Here is a 13759-nt window from a genome sequence, read left to right as displayed (position 1 = left end):
CCGGCCCCCCCCCGCCCCCCCCCCCCCCCCCCCCCCCCCCCCCCCCCCCCCCCCCCCCCCCCCCCTCCCCCCCTGTCGGGGGGGCCCCGCCCCCCCCCCCCCCCCCCCCCCACTTCGTCATCGCTGCGTGATACCACCCGCGATGGGCACCTGCGATCACCGGTGCCCGCGGCGGTGGTCAGAAAAGGCTGTTGATCGTCTGGTCGGTCTGCATGGCCCCTTCCAGCACGGAGCCGATGGTCGAACCGTGCTGGCCGATGGTCTCGATCAGGCCCTGCAGCCCGGAAAGCATCTGCGCCTGCGCTTCAAAGAAACCGGTGGCGCCGTGACCGGCGAAGTACTCGGTCAGCATCTGGGTGAGCTGATGCGAGTCCGAGTGGATCTGGTCGAGCGTTCCGGCGCTGCTGATCACGCTGTGGGCTTGGTCGGAAACGGGACCGGGGTTATAGGTAATGCCGTCAGCCATGGGGATCGGTGTCCTTTCGAGTACGGGGGGGTCAAGGAGGGCTCAGGCGGACTGTCCGCCGAACAGCGAGTGGAAAGCGTGCTCCGAGTGGGATTCGTGGGATTCCATCAGGGCAGCGGCCTGGTTGAGGCCCTCGGTCAGGCGGGTGCCGCCGATGAGGACTTTCTGCATGTCTTCGTGGATCTGGGCGGCGGTGGCATACGAGGCCTTGGAGCCCGCACCGTCCCACGTTCCGGCGCCCAGGATGTTCTCGTGGTCGGCCAGGTATTGGTTGGCGATCGCTTGAGCGTGTTCGATGTGCTGGCTCAACTTCGATGCGGTGTTCCGCATCAGTTCGGGCGTGACGACAATGGCTGCCATCGTTTCCTCCTTGGTTGTAGAACAACCCCCCGGGATCGGCGGGATCTGCCTTGCGGTAGTGTATTGGCTTCTCTGGAATGTGTCGATTCACCCTGGGGACGGCGAATGCCCAGCTCACACCCGGTCATCGACCACTCGGACCGTGTTGGCCCGGTCCGAGGGGCGGTCGCCCTGACCCCGTCCGCCGGCCCCTGCGGCATGACCGATCGGCATCCCGCCCATCCCGCCGGCACTGGCGGTAGTCACTCGTTGCGGCTCGACGGAACCCAACGCACCACTGGGTCGCAAGCCCACCGGCCGGCCGCCGCCGGATTCGAACGCGCTGACGGGCCGGGTGAACGCCGACACCGGCGCACCTGAGCCGCCGAAGCCACCGCCGCCGACGCCGGCGCCCGGCGTCGCTGTCGCGCTCGTCAACATCGCCGTCGCCGGAACCCCGCCTGCTCCAGCGGAATTGAGCGCACCGCCGAGCATGCTCGGGTTCATGAACATGCCCATCATCGACTGCATCGGGCCCATCATGGTCTGCGGCACCTGGGTGAGCATTTGGGGCGCCTGCATGAGCGTCGAGCCGATCTGCTGCACCGGGCCCAGCATGGAGCTCATCCGGCTTCCCATGCCCTGGGCCGCCGACGCGCCCTGTCCGGCCGCGTTGCTCGCCGTCGAGGTGCCCGTGTAGGCGGCGCGCATGGCGCCGCCGGCCGCCACCTGTGATGTCGCTTCGCCGACAGCGCTGGCGGCCGCCGCCGGGGCAGCCGGCGAGGCGCCCATTCCCGCCACCGGCGCGGGAACGGTCAGGCTGGACGTGAGGGCGGTCAGCGTCGCGCCGTAAGAGGCACCCACCGCCGCGTTGTTCGGCCAGAACAGCCCGAAGTACTCGAACTCCAGCGAGGCGATCCGCGGCGTCAGCGCGCCGAGCACCGCCCAGTTGATGCTGTTGTCGAACTCGGTCTCGACCCGGTTCTCCACGCACTCCTGTGCCGTGCGCATGCTTCCGTAGGCCAGCTGATAGGCCTCTACGGCCGCGGCCACGATGGGGGCCTTGACGTCCACCCAGCCCGCCAACCCGTGCAGGGCGACGTTCAGCATTGTCGCGTTGAGCGCCGAGCCGGCCGAGCCGGCGCCGATCCAGCCGACCGAGGTCATCGCGGTGTTGATTGCCGACGCTATTCCCGACGCGTGGTGGGCTGCACCCAACGTCGCCCACGCGGTGCCGTTGGCCAGCATGGTCGGAAGACCCGCGCCGGACTTGATCAATGTGTCGTTGATCTCCGGCGTGCGGGCGGCCCACCCCGGGTCGGCCACCGGCTAGCCGCCGATTGCGGCGGTGGCTGCCCGCAGCGCCTCGGTGGCGCTGTAGACACCGGCCGCGGTGGCCTGCGCCCCGGAGAACAACCCGCGTTGCGCCGAGTGCTCGGCGACGATGCCGAGGTATTCGGTGCCCGATGCGAGCAGGGCCGCCTGGAACGCGATCGAGTCAGGGTCGTTGCCCATGGGTAGCACGCCGAGCAGTGCCGGGCTGGCCGAGGATGCGGCCGCAGCCGTTTCCGCGGTGATGCCCGCCTCGACGCCGGATGACGCCAGAACAGCTTCCGGTTCCACAGAGAACATGTTTTCCTCCCGATGCCTCATCTGCTGATATGCCGACGCTGGCAGGCCGGGCTAAATCCTAAACCGAAGAAGCGGCGCTCGTCACTTCACCGAGGCAATAAAAAGCTATTGCTGCTCGAAATCGTGCATCATCGACGACGGCACGCCCACCAGCACACCTTCCACGTCGGAGTCGTCGGTGACCAGCAGACCGCGGCCGGCCGGCAGTGCCTGAGCACGCACCATCCGGCTGACCTTGTTCTGCGGGTCGTTGTCCATGAACAGGGTCGGCACCTTGGCGGCGCGCTGCGTTTTGACCCACGGATCCATCTCCAGCTGGCCGAAGTTCGACGAGTTCCTGGTGGTGAAGACGTGCAACCCGATCTGGCGCCCGCGTTCCATCAGCTTCCACAGCGCCGCACCCACCGGTGGCCTGGCCGGGTGGATCTGCGCCGGGCGCAGGTCCTGGACGTCGTCGATCAAGATGAAGTGGCGGGGGCCCTCCCAGGGCTTGAGCGCCCGCAGTTCCTCCTGGCTCAAACCCTTGGCGGGCAGCCGGGGGAATAGGACCTGCTGTGCCAGCGTGGTCAGCACCTCGTCGATCTCGTCCTGGTCATAGGCGTAGGCGTTGACGTAGCCGGGGCCCTGCAGGTCGCGCAACGGCCCGGTCTTCGGGTCGATGATGGTGATCTGTGCCTGCTCGGGGCTGAATCGGGCCATCACCGCTTCGCCGATCGCGGCCAGGGTGGCGCTCTTGCCGCACAACGCACGGCCCAGGATCATCATGCCGGGATGTTCGGCCAGCTCGAGCGGGACGGGCAGCAGATCGTGCTGCTCGCCGATCATGAACGCGATCGACGGGGCGGTCTGGGCGGGCGGGCGCTGCGCGACGTCGTAGGCGAGCACCTCCGACAGCGCCACTGCCGGGGGGAGCCGCTTGAGGGTGGCGTGTTTGGTGACGCCGGCGACCTCGGCGACCCGGGCGCCGAGCTCGCGGGTACCGATCCGGGTGCCGTCCGGCGCGGTCAGCTCCGGCATTCCGATGAGCATCTCGTGCAGGGACTCGGTGAGCCCGAAGCCGGGCCGGTTCACGGTGCGCTTGGCCGCGTCGCGCGCGTCGAGGGAAGCGGTGCCCATCTCGTTCTCGCCCGGGTTCTGCAGCCGCAGCTGGATGCGCACGTCGGAGTTCTGCAGCAACGTCTGGCGCTGGCCGTGAATCCAGCCCGACGCACTCGTCATCAGGTGCACGCCGTATTCCGGACCGACACCGCTGAGCGCAATGATCCGGTCGCCGAGGATGGTGTCGGCGGCGTAGAGATCGGAGAAGTCGTCGATGACCAGGAAGACGTCGCCGTACGGGTCGTTCGGGTCGGTGCCGCCCAGGCCGTCGCCGCCGGAACCGAACCGCCGCTCCCGGAACTCGTTGATGTCGATCTTGTCGCGGCGGAAGGTGTCCTGGCGGGCGCTGACCAGCGCGGCCATCGTCGCCACGGTGCGTTCGACGCCCTCACGGTCGGCCGGTGAGACGATGTCGGCCACGTGCGGCAGCGTCTCGGCGTAGCCCAAGGTGGCGCCACCGACGCAGAAGAAGGTCAGCCGTGCCGGGGTGTACATCAGTGCTGCCGAGCACATCAGCGTCATCAGCGTCGTGGTCTTGCCGCGGCTCTTGGCCCCGACCACCATGATGTTGCTGCGCAGAACGTCGACGCAGTGCACCAGCTGCTGGGCGTCCTCGGGGATGTCCTTGATGGCCAGCGGCCACACCAGCCCGGTATTGCGGCCGTAGTCGACGTCCCAGGGCTTGCCCCGATACAGCGCGACCAGTGAGTCGGCCGACTCGGAGACCTCCAGCGGGGGCAGCCACGGCAGGTGGGGCGCCTTGCGGTCGGCGGCGATCAGGGACTCGCGCAGCACGTCGACGATCTTCTTCTTCTTGAATCCGTCGGCGTGCAACAAGAACTCGTCGGGTTCGGCGTCTGTGGCCGACATGTCCTGCAGCGCTTGGGCGTCCGCTTCGTCCAGCGGCTGGTACTGCCAGGTGTAGAGGCGAGGTTTGGTCAGGGTCATGTCGAGCGTCTTGGCGGTCGACGCCTTGCGTTTGGGCACGATGAACGGTGCCGACAGGTAGAAGCAGCGGAACGGGTCCAGATCCCGCGGGCCGACCTTGAGCAGTCCGAAGCCGTTCTCTTTCGACGGCAGGTGGTACGCGGCGTCGGAGCCGATCACCTCGCGGCTGTCGTCCCCGGATTCGGCGCGCAGTGCGACGCGGAAAGCGATGTTGGACTTGACTTTCTGCAACGAGGACAGGTCCAGGCGCTGACCGCCGAGCATGAAGAAGACGTTGGCGCCACGGCCTTCCTGGCCGATGTGGATGATGAGGTCGATCCACTTGCCGTGGTTGGCGAAGAGCTCCAGGTATTCGTCGATCACGACCAGCAGGATCGGCACCGGTTCCAGATCGCGGCCGGCCAGCCGGATCTCCTCGTAGTCGTTCGCATCACGCGCGCCGACGGAGTTGAAGAGCCGGTAGCGCCGGGCGATCTCGCCGTCGATGGCGCGCCGCATCCGCTCAGCAAGGTGCCGATCGTCCTTGCCGAGGTTGGACAACGCCGCCGATACGTGCGGGATGCCGAGGATGTCTTGGGCGGCGGACTCGAACTTCATGTCGACGAAGATGACGTTGAAGGTCTCCGGCGAGTGGGTCAGCGCGATGCCGTACACCAGCGACAGGAAGAACTCCGATTTGCCCGAACCGCTGGTGCCGATCACCACCGAGTGGAAGCCGAAGCCGCCGAAGTCTTTTGCGCGCAGCACGACGTTCTGCAACTCGCCGTTGGGTTTGGCTCCCACCGGGATCTCGGCCCACCGCTCGTCCCCGCGGCTGCGCCGCTCGGCCCAGAGCCGGTCGACGTTGAGCTCGCGCGCGTCGTCGATTCCCAGCGCGCGCAGCAGTTCCAGGGCGCCGCTGCCCGAATCGGTGACGTCCACGCTCGCCGTCGGCGACCAGCGCGCCATCGCGCGGGCGTAGCGGTAGGCGCGTGGCACCGACAGTTGATCGGCGTGCGCGAAGAACTTGCCGCCGGCGCGCAACATCGGCGGTTGGGACGGCGCGACGCCGCGGCCGTTTCTGCGGTGGGCCGCGGGCGGCTCGTCGGTGCGGCTGTGCCGGGTCGGATGGTCGACGAGCTCGAAGATCTCGTCGCGGGCGAACCCGACCCCGGTGCCGAGCCGGGAGGCCACCCGCAACACGGTGATGCCCTCTTTGCCGACGCGCCCGACCACGCTCTCCCAGGCTTCGGGGCTGCCGGTGTTGTCGTCGACGATCACCCAGTGCGGCCCGAGATCGTGCCCGTCGCCGCCGGTCTCCAGCGGCGAGCCCATCGTCGTCGGACTCGGCGCCGACGGGGGCCGCCACGCGCCGCGCTTGCCCTTCATGTGCAGGTCGGCCCCGAGCGTCGACTCCAGCTCGGTGGGGGTGGTGAACACCAGCCGGCGCCAGCCGCAGGCGTCGAACAGCTCGTCGTGCTGGTTGTGCGGCAACCACACCATCCACGACCACAGCTCGGGGTGACGCGTCACCACCATCAGCTTGACGTCGAGCGGGTTGTGGAACACCGCCAGCGCGCTGAGCACCGAGCGCAGCAGGGACCGGACCCGGTCGAGGTCCTCGCCGATGAAACTGAATCCCGGGCGGGAGCGCAGGTTGACCACCTTGGCGATGTCGCGGATCTTGCGCTGTTCCAGGATGAAGTCGCGCAGCGCCTGCCCGGTGACCGGCTCGAGTTCCTCGTCGACCGGGATCTCCGGCCACTGCACCGACAACACCGAATCCGGGGCGTGTTGCACACCGACGCCCACCCGCACGTCGAGGAAATCCGGGTCGGAGCGGCGGCGCTCCCACATCTGCGGTCCGCCGATGACCGCACCGAGCCCTTGCGGGTGGGAGTGCACCATCTCCTGGGCGCTGCGCTGGGCGCAGACCGCCTTCTGGATCTCGTCGCGTTCGCCGTCGAGCGAACGCAGGTAACTGCGCCGGTTCTTCTCCTGCTCGCCCCAGCTGATCTTGCGCGCCCGCCCGAACCGCCCGGAGAACATCAGCATGCCCAGGCCGGCCATGCCCACCATCGGGAACATGCCCGAGCCCAGGCTGCGCACGCCGGAGACGTACAGCATCACGATCGTGCCGATCAGCGCCACCACCAGCGCGGGAAGACCGATCATCACCCACAGGTTGCGCGGCTCGCGTTCCGGCAGCGCATCGGGTGCCCGGGGGGCGACCCGCACCGGCTTGGGCTCGGGAACCTGCAGGCGCACCGGCACGAATGCTCGTTTCGACATCGCCTCAGTGCCCTCCCGGGACGGCCTGCTGATTGTTGGGTGCCACCGGCGTCACCGCGCCCGTGGACGCCACGGTGTCGCGGGCCAGCAGAGCGGCATGCCGAGACAGTTCCGGGCCGGCCGCGAAGGTGCGCAGCAGCGGCCACGGCGCCTGCTGCGCCGAGGACGGGTCCAGTCCGAGGCCACGCAGCGTCTCGTCCTCAGCGGCGATCCCGTACCGAACCCCGTTGGGAGACACCCAGAACAGGGTTTCGCGGGTGTCGGAGTCGAGCAGTGCGCTGGTCGAGGTGACGAGATTGTTCGCACCCGGCAGCACCAGCACCTGGTTGGCCACCACCGATCCCGGGGTGCGATCGTCGCGCACCAGCCGGACGATCCGGTTGTCCATACCCGGCGACACCGGCAGGCCGCGGCCGTTGAACACCGTGATCCGGGCCTGGCGATCGGTGGAGGCCTTCTCCCATCCGACGCACGTCGTCGGGTCGGCGGCGGTGTCGACGAACTTGAGCCGGCTGTTCGGGTAGTACTCGACCGGCAGGGTGCCCACTTCCGGAATGTTGACCAGTTTGTCGGGGCTGATCACCAGCGGGGCCACCGATCCGAATGAGTTCGCGCTGCGGATAAGGTCGGCCACGAAGCTGGTGATCTTCTGTACCCCGTCGGGCAGCAGCACGTAGAACTGGGAGCCGCCGCCGGCTGTCCGGGTCTCCAGCACCGCACCGACCTGGGAGCCGGGCACCCACTGCGACGGTGTGCCGGCCAACGGGATCACCGGAACGCGCAGGGGTTCGGTGCTGGGCAGCGCGTCGAACAGCGCCCGCGACATCTCCACCGGGACGGTCGTGCCCGGGTCGATGCCCAGGCTCAGGGTGATCGCCCGGGCCGCCGGGTCGATCTGGGCGCGTTTGCCGCCCCAGATGACGTAGGTGGCGCCCTGAAAGCGGGTCAACACCGCGGCATCCGACGCCAGCGGTGCCGCGCGTCCGACACGGCTCAAGGTTCCCGCGATCGCGGTCACCACCGGCGGCTCGGCCCGCCGCGGGGACCCCGCGGTGTCGCAGACCGCCCACGCCGACGGTGCGCCGGTGCTGGCGATCAACGACGCCGGCGCGCCGGGGATGCCGATCATCGGGCCGGTCGGGTACTTGGCGATCTCGGCGGGTTTGACCCAGGTGGGCAGCTCGGCGTTGCCGACGGCGAGCCGGGCCGAGGTCATGTTGAGTGCCGGATAGAGCCGGCCGTTGATGCGGGCGTAGATCGCCCCGGAGTCACGGTCACCCACGATCGCCGACGTCCGCACGATTCCGGCCGGACGCAGCACGTTCAGCAGCAGCATCCAGCCCATGCCGATGAAGATCAACACGATGGACAGCACGATCGCGGCGGTCTGCTTGCGGTCGTCGTGCTTCATGCGCACCGAGAATTTGGTGGTGGCCGCGCGCAACCGACGGTTGTAGAACAGGTGACCGGAATTCTGGTCCCGGTTCGACAGGCTCAGCGGCATGACCTAGCTGCTCCTTTTACGCACGCGCAACAACCGCACGCGACGACAATACTGGCGTCAGCCAGCGGGAACCAGTCACTGCCGGTGACTTGGCGAGGCCGATGCGCGTAGCTTTTGCGCTATGCCGGAGGTGTTGGGGGCCAGAGCAACGCCGATACGCACTGCGCTCGGTCTGCTATTGCTGTGCTTTGCGATGACCAGCTGCGGGCTAACGAGGCAATCGATGGAAATCGAGTACAACGACCGACGACTCAACGAGGGCTTGGAAAGCCTTCTGCATCAAGGTAAGTCGGGCAGACTGAGCGACTTCACCTCGTGGCGCTGGGATGAGGTGCATCTGTTCCACGAATACACCGACCGGGAGTTCATCGAGAAAACTGTAGGCGCACCGGTGATCAAGTCGAACTTCTTTGACTCCAAAGCCAGTCTGTTGGTCTTCGAGGACCATGGAAAGCCTGTCAAGGCCGTCGGTGTCGCCGCCGACTACCTGCGTGGGCAGGACCACCGCGTGAGTTGGCCCGCCGATGTGATGCTTCAACCGTGTTGTGGAGGGTTTCTGCAGCTGACGTTGCCACCGGCTGGAGGGTAGATTCCCGGCCAAGAAAAGTTAATGCGCATCTATCGGGGCGGTGATATGAGCGGGAACAAAATGCGGCCGGTGACGCCACGACGCCGATTCGAGTAGCTTTGCGCCATGCCGGAGGTATCGGGAGCATTCGCCGACGCGGCGCGGGCGCGAGAAGCCGAACTGTCCCGGCGGTTGGCGACGTCAGTGGAACTCGACCGGTCATTCGAGGGGATGCTGCACGGCGCCCACCAAATCAACCTGCAGGCCAGGCAGCGGTTGGATGTGCTTGAAGTCGAGATCCGGCAAGCCGCAGCCGGCTGGCCCGCCCTGGAGACCCCGGCCGGCGCTCGAGGCTTCCAGGCGTACCTGGCCGGTAAGACCCGCGAGATCCACAAGATCGTCGCGGACGCCGCCGCTGACAGCCAGCAGCGGGCGGCGCAGGTGCAGGCATTGGCCGGGCGCTACTCGGCAGGCAGTGGTAAGCGGTCGGCTTCGGAAACGGACTCGACCGGCCGCGGTCACGAAGGTGAGCGGGCAGAAATGGTCGGCTTCGGATCCCACATGCCTCGGACTCCGCCGTTAAAGCCCGACTCACCGGACCCGGCGCCGCCTCCGCAAAATCCAAGGGCCGAGCATCCGCTTCCAGGACTACCGACCGACCTCGGCGGCAGACCGGTAGGTGAGGGCGTTCAGGTACCGCCGGCAAAGTTCGGCCCGTTTTGGGTGCCGCCCGAAGTTGCGGACGCCGGCAACCGATGGATTAATACCCATGCTCCGAACAGGTCACCGGCGGAGTGGATGCAGGCGTTATCTGACACTTTGGGGGCTGGATACGCCAGAGGTCAACAAGAGCAAATGATTCGCATCTTACAAACGGCGCAGGCAGGCAAGTGCACCGTAGATGATGCAGCCAGAAGTCTTTTTGCACTTGGCCTGGACGGTTTGGGTGTCGCCGGGGCGGTGCCGCTGGCAGAGGCTCCGCCGATCGCGATCGCCGCCGCTGCTGGGGCGCTTGCAGACGGAGTGCTGAACATCGGGGATCTTCTTCGATGTGTGGGCGGCGCAGCGTAATGCCGGTGATTGTCAGTGGGTTGGTGCTGGATGTCTACGAATGCTAGGTGACGAATGCTACGCGAGCTGTTCCAGGTAGCTCTGCCATTATTGGTAGTGGCAGGAATATTGCCCAGTCTCGATGAGAATCCCGGTCGCGTGAAAATCTTTGGAATTGTACTCGTAATTTTCGGGCTACTAGCGCTGCCGTTCTTCATCATCGACTTATCCGCAACGAATGGGACGGCGGTTTTAGCTGCACTGCGTATGTTGTCCTGCTTACTCGGTGGCGCCTACCTGCTGCTCCGAGTACATCTGTCGCGGCGCGAGCCGGATCGATGAGGCGGCGGTGGCGTCACCCTTGAACACATTGCCGCCTCGGCGAGTGCGTACGGCGGTGGCAGTGGTTCTCGCTGCAGCCTTCGCCTGCGGAGTGGCGGGTTGTGGAGAAAGCGACCCAGAAGGCGCTTCGGCTGCAACGGAATCGCCAGCACTGGTAACGCGGCCAGCCGATGTGCTGCCGCCAGAGGTCAACGACGCGGTGGTGTTCCCCAGACCGGTTTCGCGATTGCATCCCGGGATGCAGGTACTCGTTGGCGAAGGAACCGGGACGACGGTGTGTACCGCCGGTTTCTACGTGAGTCTTCCGGGCCCGAGCGATCCGGGCACGATACTCAACGGATTCGTGACCGCGGCACAATGCGCCCGCGGTGGCGGGAAGGCCCCGGTCGCGGTCATGAAAGTCGGAGACGCTGGAATGGCTCCGACTCAGACGAAGGTTGGCCAGATGGCTTACCTGACTGCCGGGGAGATGAGGCCGCGGGTGGCCGGTGAGCCGTGGACGATGCCGAGATCTCCGTTGGCGGTGTTCAGTTCCGGGCGAGATGACTGGGTTCTGCCCGTCGACGCCACTATCAACGATCAGCCATCGACAGCTCAGGTCGTTCAGACGGCTGGCGCAGTAGAAAACAGCCGGGCTCTTGCGGCTTGGACCGGTTTGGACGGGCGCGTTGCCGCGGGACATGTACTCGATCCCGCAGCGACACCGGAGTTGCGGGACCTGCCCGCCGGCAGTGAGCGGGTGGTCGTTGCCGCGGACGATATGGAGACGCCGATCGGCGAGCAGCTAGTCGGCGCTCCCGTGACGGCACAGGTAGATGGATCCACCCAGAATCTCGGAATCATCACCGGCATAGACGAGACGCGGCACTGGGTCGTCGTCGACTTGATCGGCTCGTTCCTCTTGCGCCAGAACGCCGAGCTCGTCCTGGACCGTTGAGCGGCGAGAGAAGTCGGACTGTTGTCAGCCGATGACCTCGGCTGCAGGCCAAGCGCGTGCCAACCGCTGGTCCGTGGTTAGCAACACCAGGCCTGCGGTGTCGGCTAGCTCGACGTAGGGGGCATCGGTGAGGCGCAGAGTGTCGCGGCGCGCCCATGCTCCAGAAAGCAACGGCGCGACCTCGTGTCGAGTCACCGGTGCCTGCCCGAGCTCATCCAGCGCCGCTTCGACCTGCGCAACGGTGAGTACGCCGGCGCGATGCATGCGCCCCAGCGCCGACAGCACCTCGGCGTCAAAGTGTGCTGGCGCGTGCAGCACGGTGCCGGCCAGTCGGGCACGCACCGCCGGGAACCGATCAGGGGTGCGGGCAAGTAGATCCACCATGGCACTGGCATCGACAACCACTTGCTTGATCGACGAAGCGGGGGGTGCGGTCACGCTCCGAACTCATCGCGGGCGGCGTCGAGCGCATCCAGCACGTCGTCGTGTCGAGCGCCGGTGCTCCTGACCTCCAAGCCGTCGAGCCAGGTGTTGGTTGCAGAATTTTCCAACTCGGCGCTGATCGCGGCCTGGGTGAGTGCCGAGACATTGAGCCCGCGGGCCCTGGCTCGCTCCGCCAAGTCATCCGGGACGTACACGTTCAACCGAGCCATACACACCAATGTACACACACTGGGTGCCGAGTAGTGCATCGCCCCCCGAGCCGCTACTTCGACGAGTCATCTGTGTCGACGATGCGTTTCAGCGGCGTCAGGCCGGTCGGACCGGCGTCCTTCGCCACCGACTTGGTCACCGGTACGTTCGGCGGTGCCGTGGTGCGACCTTTGACGGGTTGGCCGTTGGGAACTCCAGGGGCAGCGATCCGCTTCTCGCCGGCCTTGTCGTCTTTGCCGCCCTTGCCGCCGGCACCGGCCCCGCCCGGCATCATCGGCATCATTCCGCCGCCGCCCGCACCGCCGGTTGCGGGCGTGCCGCCGGTGGGACCGGCCGCGCCGGTGCTCGCCAGCGAGCTGGTGGGCGTCGTCGGTGTCGAGGTTCCCGGAACCGGGGGCGGCCCGAGGTTGCTGGCGGGAGTGGTGCCCATACCCAGCCCGCCGCCGCCACCTCCGCCGGTGCCGAAGTCACTGCCGCCCAAGCCGGGGTCGGGACTGATGTCGGAGGCAAGCGTGGCGCCGGCGCCGCCGAGTCCTGCCTTCCCCAAGGACTGCGCCGCACTCATCAGCGGCGACAGCGCACCCTGGCCGGCCTGCATCAAGCCCTGCGGCAGCTTGCTCACCGAGCCGAGCGCGCCGCTGAGGGCGCTGGTGATCCCCTGCATCGCCCCCGTCATGCCCTGCATCGCTCCGCCCATGGCTTCCTGGGAACCTTGCTGCGCCATGGTGGCGTCGCCCTGGCCGGCAACGTCCTGGAACTTCGACACGGCGTCGGCTTCGTTGGTAGCGAATTTTTGGGCCGCGTCGGTGGCATGGCCGGTGCGATCGGCATGGTCTTCGGCCAGGTGGGTGTTCGTCTCGACCAGGTTCAGGTTGGTTGCAGCACCAAAGGCCGCCATCGTGGCGTCAACCGGCGACGTTCCGCCAGGGTGGACCGGGCCCGGCGGGATCGGCAGCGGCGGCAGGCCGGCGGCGATGGCCAGGTAGTCCAGCGGGTTGACTTCGATCGGGTCTGTCATGGCGTAAACCCTCCATGCGGTACCGCCACCGCCTGGTGCCACGCCAGGTGATAGCGGGCGAGTTCCTCGCTTCCCTCGATCAGGGCATCGATGGCGGCCAACAGCATCCAGTCGGCGACATCCCTGGGGGCGTGCTCGGGATAGGCCGACAGTACTCGCGCCGCGGTGTCGCTGGCCACCTGCCGGAACAGCTCGACCTCGTTATCGGCAACACCGGATCTGCGGGTCATCGCTTGTGCGACGGTCTGCACGATGCGCGGCAACCGGCTACTGGCCCCGGCGGCGTCGATCAGGGTCGGACCCAGTTCGTCGAGATGCTGGCCGTAGCGGGCGCGTTCCCCAGACCCGGGAACCGGATCGTGCGGGCCGGCCTCGGTGATGTAGGTGTTCGGCTCGTGGGTTGCTGCGGCAATCACCGCACCGAGCAGATCGACTGCGCTCGTGCCACGGCGGCGGTGCGCTGGATCAAGCAGAGTGACTCCGGGCGGGAGCTTGACCGTAGGTGGAATCCAGCCGCCGGCCAAATCGGTCACCACCACGGTGGTGGTCTCGTCATCGCGTAATCCGGCTGCCCACATAAGGTTCGGTGCCTGACGAGCGACGGCGTCAACTTTGCGCTGCAGGTCCTGGTGCTCGGCCAAGCGCTTGGCGGCGGTGCCGGCGCCAGCCCCGGCAGTGCTTGCCGCAGCCATACCGCCGGCCATTGCCGCGCCCGACTGCCCGCCGGGACCGGCAGTCGGTCTTCCCGGTGCTGAACGATCGCCTGAGGAGGCCACCGTGGTTCCACCCGAAGCTGGGGCGGTGGGGCCACCAGGCGCCGACGGCGATGTCGGCGCCGCAGGCCCACCACCAGCCGCTGCGGGCACTCCCGGGGCTGCGCCGGCTGCCGGGCGCAGATCCGCCCCGTAGCCGGGCAACGGACCCGAGGGTGC

At 67.5% G+C, this 13759-nt stretch carries 14 protein-coding genes; 4 read left to right on the top strand and 10 right to left on the bottom strand.

Annotated elements, in window-relative coordinates; genetic code table 11:
- Positions 1–178: 178 nt before the first annotated feature.
- The 6 genes from A5771_RS06705 to eccB all read right to left on the bottom strand — a co-directional run bounded on the left by A5771_RS06705 (position 179) and on the right by eccB (position 8258).
- A complete protein-coding gene (locus A5771_RS06705) occupies positions 179–466 on the bottom strand; it encodes a WXG100 family type VII secretion target (RefSeq protein ID WP_064854434.1) in 288 nt (95 codons plus the stop codon).
- A gap of 42 nt (positions 467–508) precedes the next feature.
- A complete protein-coding gene (locus A5771_RS06700) occupies positions 509–826 on the bottom strand; it encodes a WXG100 family type VII secretion target (RefSeq protein WP_064854433.1) in 318 nt (105 codons plus the stop codon).
- A 114-nt stretch (positions 827–940) separates the two neighbouring features.
- Positions 941–2131 (bottom strand): PPE family protein, encoded by a 1191-nt coding sequence (locus A5771_RS06695; RefSeq protein WP_064854432.1) that lies wholly within the window; start codon positions 2129–2131, stop codon positions 941–943.
- A 3-nt stretch (positions 2132–2134) separates the two neighbouring features.
- On the bottom strand, positions 2135–2437 hold the full coding sequence (locus tag A5771_RS06690; protein WP_064854431.1) for a PE domain-containing protein: 303 nt from the start codon (positions 2435–2437) through the stop codon (positions 2135–2137).
- A 105-nt stretch (positions 2438–2542) separates the two neighbouring features.
- The gene (eccCa, locus tag A5771_RS06685) at positions 2543–6754 is read right to left on the bottom strand and encodes a type VII secretion protein EccCa (RefSeq protein ID WP_064854430.1); all 4212 of its coding nucleotides are present in this window, start codon (positions 6752–6754) and stop codon (positions 2543–2545) included.
- 4 nt (positions 6755–6758) lie between these two features.
- Positions 6759–8258, bottom strand: a complete 1500-nt coding sequence (eccB, locus tag A5771_RS06680; RefSeq protein WP_064854429.1) for a type VII secretion protein EccB — start codon at positions 8256–8258, stop codon at positions 6759–6761.
- Positions 8259–8481: 223 nt separating this feature from the next.
- On the opposite strand from eccB, the gene A5771_RS06675 reads away from it, so the two are divergent.
- From A5771_RS06675 to A5771_RS23860, 3 genes are all read left to right on the top strand, one after another.
- The gene (locus tag A5771_RS06675; protein ID WP_064854428.1) at positions 8482–8847 is read left to right on the top strand and encodes a hypothetical protein; all 366 of its coding nucleotides are present in this window, start codon (positions 8482–8484) and stop codon (positions 8845–8847) included.
- A 105-nt stretch (positions 8848–8952) separates the two neighbouring features.
- Positions 8953–9897, top strand: a complete 945-nt coding sequence (locus tag A5771_RS23865) for a DUF4226 domain-containing protein (protein ID WP_234782974.1) — start codon at positions 8953–8955, stop codon at positions 9895–9897.
- Between the two features lie 766 nt (positions 9898–10663).
- Positions 10664–11155, top strand: a complete 492-nt coding sequence (locus A5771_RS23860) for a hypothetical protein (RefSeq protein WP_234782973.1) — start codon at positions 10664–10666, stop codon at positions 11153–11155.
- 24 nt (positions 11156–11179) lie between these two features.
- On the opposite strand, the gene A5771_RS06665 is transcribed toward A5771_RS23860, so the two are convergent.
- From A5771_RS06665 to A5771_RS06650, 4 genes are read right to left on the bottom strand one after another with little or no spacing between them, the layout of a single operon-like run.
- A complete protein-coding gene (locus A5771_RS06665; protein WP_064854426.1) occupies positions 11180–11593 on the bottom strand; it encodes a type II toxin-antitoxin system VapC family toxin in 414 nt (137 codons plus the stop codon).
- A complete protein-coding gene (locus A5771_RS06660) occupies positions 11590–11847 on the bottom strand; it encodes a type II toxin-antitoxin system CcdA family antitoxin (RefSeq protein ID WP_064854425.1) in 258 nt (85 codons plus the stop codon). Before A5771_RS06660 ends, A5771_RS06665 begins: the two co-directional genes overlap by 4 nt.
- Before the next feature lie 14 nt (positions 11848–11861).
- Positions 11862–12827, bottom strand: coding sequence for a hypothetical protein (locus A5771_RS06655; RefSeq protein WP_082947084.1), 966 nt, complete (start codon positions 12825–12827; stop codon positions 11862–11864).
- On the bottom strand, positions 12824–13519 hold the full coding sequence (locus A5771_RS06650) for a DUF5631 domain-containing protein (RefSeq protein ID WP_082947086.1): 696 nt from the start codon (positions 13517–13519) through the stop codon (positions 12824–12826). The genes A5771_RS06655 and A5771_RS06650 overlap by 4 nt, the downstream gene beginning before the upstream one ends.
- A gap of 11 nt (positions 13520–13530) precedes the next feature.
- On the opposite strand from A5771_RS06650, the gene A5771_RS23855 reads away from it, so the two are divergent.
- The coding region (locus A5771_RS23855; protein WP_234782972.1) for a hypothetical protein at positions 13531–13759 on the top strand (229 nt) is incomplete at its 3' end.

Origin of the sequence: Mycolicibacter sinensis (assembly GCF_001667375.1) — a bacterium.
Lineage (GTDB): Bacteria > Actinomycetota > Actinomycetes > Mycobacteriales > Mycobacteriaceae > Mycobacterium > Mycobacterium sinense_A.
The sequence above is the reverse complement of the archived record's forward strand: the minus strand, read 5'-3'. Positions and strand labels throughout refer to the sequence as shown.